The sequence below is a fragment of the uncultured Gordonia sp. genome (genome assembly GCF_937858515.1).
GTDB lineage: Bacteria > Actinomycetota > Actinomycetes > Mycobacteriales > Mycobacteriaceae > Gordonia.
In genome coordinates, this window is the sequence record NZ_CALLZT010000052.1 from 1 (window position 1) to 4,123 (window position 4,123).

A 4,123-nucleotide genomic window follows, 5' to 3' on the forward strand; every position below is an offset into this window, starting at 1 on the left:
AGCTGCGGTGCGACGTTGAACAGGTCACCGACGACACCGAAGTCGGAGATCTCGAAGATCGGGGCTTCTTCATCCTTGTTGACGGCCACGATGGTCTTCGAGGTCTGCATGCCGGCGCGGTGCTGGATGGCGCCCGAGATACCCAGGGCGATGTACAGTTGCGGCGACACGGTCTTGCCGGTCTGACCGACCTGGAACTGACCCGGGTAGTAGCCCGAGTCGACGGCGGCACGCGAGGCGCCGACGGCGGCACCGAGCGAGTCGGCGAGGGCCTCGACGACGGCGAACTTCTCCGCCGAACCCACACCGCGGCCACCGGAGACGACGATCGACGCCTCGGTCAGATCGGGACGGTCGCCGCCCACGTTCGGCTCGGCCTTGACGATCTTGACGGCGTTCTCGGCCTGCTCGGGAACGTCGACGTTCACGACCTCACCGGCACCGGCCTGCGCGACGGCCTCGACGGCACCGGGGCGCAGCGAGAACACGGGAACCTCACCCTTGGCCTGCGCCTCGACGGTGAACGAACCACCGAAGATCGAGTGCACACCCACGCCGCCTTCCTTGACGGCGATGACGTCGGCGAGAACGCCGGAGCCCAGACGGACCGCGAGACGGCCGGCGATCTCCTTGCCGTCGGTGCTGGAGGCGACGATGATCGCGGCGGGCGAGGCCTGCTCGGCGATCGACGACAGCACGTCGACCTTGGGGCTGATCAGGATGCCGGTGATCGCGTCGGACTCGGCGACGTAGATCTTTTCGGCACCGGCAGCCGTGAGGGCGTCGACGACGCCGGCGGCGGTGCCGGGCGCGGCGGCCACGACGGCCGACGGGCTGCCCAGTTCACGGGCGGCGGTGATGAGCTCGCCGGTCGCCTTCTTCAGGCCACCCTCGGCGTCGAGCTCGGCGAGAACGAGTACTTCTGCCATGATTTCTTATCTCCTGGAATGAATGTCGTGGAGTTGGTCGGGTTGAATTGCCGGTCGAGAAGAACTAGATGATCTTCTGCGAGACCAGGAATTCGACGACCTTGGTGCCGCCGTCGCCCTCGTCGACGACGCGCTCGCCGGCCTGCTTGGCGGGCTTCGGGGTGGACGAGATGACCTCGGAGCCTGCGTTCTCGGCGCCCACCTCGTCGGCCTCGACCTCGATCTCGGAGAGCGCGAGGACTGCGATCTCCTTCTTCTTGGCGGCCATGATGCCCTTGAACGACGGGAAGCGGGCCTCGTTGATCTTCTCGTTGACACTGACGATGGCCGGCAGCTCACCCTCGAGGGTGAAGATGCCCTCGTCGGTCTCACGCTCACCGGTGACGGTCTCACCCTCGACATTGAGCGACCGCAGCGACGTCAGGTGCGGCAGTTCCAGGAATTCGGCGATCATCGACGGAACGGCGCCGACGCGACCGTCGGTGGCCTCGTTGCCGGCGATGACGAGCTCGACACCCTCGACGGTGCCCAGCGCGCGGGCCAGGACGTAGGCGGTCTGGACCGCGTCGGAGCCGTGCAGGGCATCGTCCTGGATGTGGATAGCCTTGTCGGCACCCATCGACAGTGCTTTGCGGATCGCGTCGGTGGCGCTCGCGGGTCCGGCGGTCAGCACTGTGACCTCGCCGCCGTTGGCCTCTTTGATCTGCAGAGCGGCTTCGACGGCTTTCTCGTTGATCTCGTCGATCACCGGATCAATGGAGCGATCCAGCGAGAAGTCGTCGGCGAGCTTGCGCTCGGAACCGCTGTCGGGAACCTGCTTGATCAGAACCACAATGTTTGTCATGGGTCTACGTCGACCTCCTGCGTCGGTGTCAGCAACTTACCAACGAGTAAGTTGTGTTTGGTCTCACCTACTTTAACGTGCTGGTCCAAGACACAAAACACCGACTACGTCACACGCGCCCGGACGGACGGGCCACCGATACCGTATGGGGTTCGATACGGCGGCCGGTCATACCTTAGGCTCGGTCAGGTGACCCTTCACAACGACTCGGCAGCACACGAGGCGGTCGACACCGAAACGCCGTTGGCCCTCACCGGCGAACGCACCGTTCCCGGGATCGCCGAGGAGAACTACTGGTTCCGCCGGCACGAGATCGCCTACACGTCGATCCTCGACGAATGCCGTGGCAAGACGGTCCTGGAGGCCGGTTCCGGTGAGGGCTACGGCGCCGCGATGCTCGCGACCGTCGCCGACTCGGTCACCTGCGTCGATTACGACACCTCCGCAGTCGAGCACACCCGCCGCCGGTACCCCGAGCTGACCGTTCATCAGGGCAATCTGATCGAACTGCCGATCGCCGACGCCTCCGTCGACGTCGTCGTGAATTTCCAGGTCATCGAACATCTGTGGGATCAGCCGCAGTTCATCGCCGAATGCCTGCGCGTCCTGCGGCCCGGCGGAAAGCTCCTGATCTCCACACCCAACCGGATCACCTTCTCCCCCGGCCGCGACACCCCGCTCAATCCCTTCCACACGCGTGAACTCAATGCCGCCGAACTCACCGAACTGCTGGTCGACGGCGGTTTCGGCGTCGAGACCATGTACGGGGTGTACCACGGCGCGGCGATCCGGGCGCTGGACGAGAAGTGGGGCGGGTCGATCATCGACGCCCAGATCGAACGGTCCCTGGCCGGTGTGCCGTGGCCGGACGAACTGGCCGCCGACGTCGCCGCGATCGCCACCGACGACTTCGACGTGCTCGACACCACCGGCGGGGACGGCGATATCGACACCAGTCTGGACCTGTTCGCGGTGGCGGTGCGGCCCTGAACGCCGCACATTCCACCAGTGATCAGGTCCCCGGACAGTTCACCCTGGTGCTGCATTCGCATCTGCCGTGGCTCGCCAACCACGGCCGCTGGCCCGTCGGCGAGGAATGGCTTTATCAGTCGTGGGCATCGTCGTATCTGCCGGTGTTCGAGGTGCTGCGCGGGCTGGCCGCCGACGGCTACCGCGACCAGATGTCGCTCGGCATCACGCCGGTGCTCGCCGCCCAGCTCGACGACCCGCACTGCCTGTCGTCGATGTACGAGTGGCTCGCCGACTGGCAACTGCGGTCGATGGAAGCCGCTGTGTCCCGCGACGCCGATCGTCGCGAACTCGGGCACCGTGAATATCGGTCGTCCGCGCATGCGATCGGCGAGTTCGAGACGCACTGGCAGCACGGTGGCAGCCCGCAGATCCGCTCCCTCATCGACTCCGGCGTCATCGAACTGCTCGGCGGTCCGCTCGCGCATCCGTTTCAGCCGTTGCTCGATCCGCGGCTGCGTCGGTTCTCGCTGCGTGAGGGCCTGGCCGACGCACACAGCCGATGGCGCTATGACCCCGCCGGGATCTGGGCACCCGAGTGCGCGTTCACCCCTGGCATGGAACGCGAGTACGCCGCCGCGGGCGTCAGGCATTTCATGGTCGACGGCCCGAGCCTGCACGGCGACACCGCACTCGGCCGCCCGGTCGGCGACACCGACGTGGTCGCCTTCGGCCGTGACCTGTCGGTCAGCTATCGGGTGTGGTCGCCCAAATCCGGCTATCCAGGTCATGCGGCGTATCGCGACTTTCACACCTACGACCACGAGACCGGACTCAAACCGTCCCGGGTCACCGGTCGCAACGTGCCGTCGGATCAGAAAAAGCCGTACGATCCGTCGCGCGTCGCCGCGGTACTCGACAAGCACGTCGACGATTTCGTCGGGCATGTCCGCGAACGCCTGATCGCCGAATCGAGGCGTATCGGACGGCCCGCGCTCGTCGTAGCCGCCTTCGACACCGAACTGTTCGGTCATTGGTGGCATGAGGGCCCGATGTGGCTCAACAAGGTGCTGCGCCGGCTGCCCGAGGTCGGCGTGCAGGTCGGCACCTTGGCCGGTGCCCGTCGCGACGGATATGTCGGCGAGCCGGTGGATCTGCCCGCGTCGTCGTGGGGTTCGGGCAAGGACTGGCGGGTGTGGAACGGTCCGCAGGTGCAGCACCTCGTGCAACTGAACGCCGAGGTCGTCGAGACCGCGCTCGACACCGTCGACAAGCGGCTGGCCGGTGCGCAGACCCGTGATCGGGTGGCCGATCAGATCGTCCGCGAAACCCTGATGACGGTGCAGTCGGACTGGCCGTTCATGGTGTCCAAGGACACCGC

4 protein-coding genes are annotated in these 4,123 nt (G+C 66.3%); 2 read left to right on the top strand and 2 right to left on the bottom strand.

Going from position 1 to position 4,123, the window contains the following annotated elements; all coding sequences use genetic code 11:
* Together Q0627_RS04005 and Q0627_RS04010 are read right to left on the bottom strand one after the other, a co-directional pair.
* Positions 1 to 929 (bottom strand): electron transfer flavoprotein subunit alpha/FixB family protein (locus Q0627_RS04005; RefSeq protein ID WP_298807799.1); only part of this gene is annotated, 929 nt, incomplete at its 3' end.
* A 64-nt stretch (positions 930 to 993) separates the two neighbouring features.
* Positions 994 to 1,773 (bottom strand): electron transfer flavoprotein subunit beta/FixA family protein, encoded by a 780-nt coding sequence (locus Q0627_RS04010; protein ID WP_291017779.1) that lies wholly within the window; start codon positions 1,771 to 1,773, stop codon positions 994 to 996.
* Between the two features lie 189 nt (positions 1,774 to 1,962).
* On the opposite strand from Q0627_RS04010, the gene Q0627_RS04015 reads away from it, so the two are divergent.
* Positions 1,963 to 2,763, top strand: a complete 801-nt coding sequence (locus tag Q0627_RS04015) for a class I SAM-dependent methyltransferase (RefSeq protein WP_291017782.1) — start codon at positions 1,963 to 1,965, stop codon at positions 2,761 to 2,763.
* Positions 2,764 to 2,810: 47 nt separating this feature from the next.
* Positions 2,811 to 4,123, top strand: a 1,313-nt coding sequence (locus Q0627_RS04020) for a glycoside hydrolase family 57 protein (protein ID WP_298807800.1), incomplete at its 3' end; no start/stop codon positions are given.

Bases quoted from the DNA above. Each gene is read 5' to 3' on its own strand.
- Q0627_RS04010 (WP_291017779.1), bottom strand. From the start codon at position 1,773: ATGACAAACATTGTGGTTCTGATCAAGCAGGTTCCCGACAGCGGTTCC.